Origin of the sequence: Mycobacterium sp. WUMAC-067 (assembly GCF_020217485.1) — a bacterium.
Lineage (GTDB): Bacteria > Actinomycetota > Actinomycetes > Mycobacteriales > Mycobacteriaceae > Mycobacterium.
The window spans coordinates 1-276 of the sequence record NZ_JAEKMI010000220.1 but is presented as its reverse complement, the minus strand read 5'-3'; the positions used below and the strand labels follow the sequence as shown (position 1 = coordinate 276).

At 68.1% G+C, this 276-nt stretch carries 1 protein-coding gene; it reads right to left on the bottom strand.

What is annotated here, in order from left to right:
• Positions 1 to 276 (bottom strand): DUF222 domain-containing protein (locus tag JF781_RS28315; protein ID WP_225341396.1); only part of this gene is annotated, 276 nt, incomplete at both ends.

Sequence of the window (276 nt, the reverse complement as noted above, 5' to 3'; positions counted from 1 at the left end):
GTACGCAACTGATTGACCGTGGCGACCGCGGCCAGCTGCGCGTAATGCTCATCCGAACCCTCGCCGCCCCGCGCGGCGATCACCCCGACCTGATCGGCCGAGAACCGGCCCTCGCGCATCCCCTGGGCACACCGCGGGAACTCGCTCAGCCGGCCCGCGATGGCGCTGAGCGTGTGCGCGTTTGCCGACGAACAACCCAACTTCCAGGCCACCAACGCCGGCACCGACCGCGCCCCAGTCACACCACACAATTGGTCACGATCAATCTCGGCCACA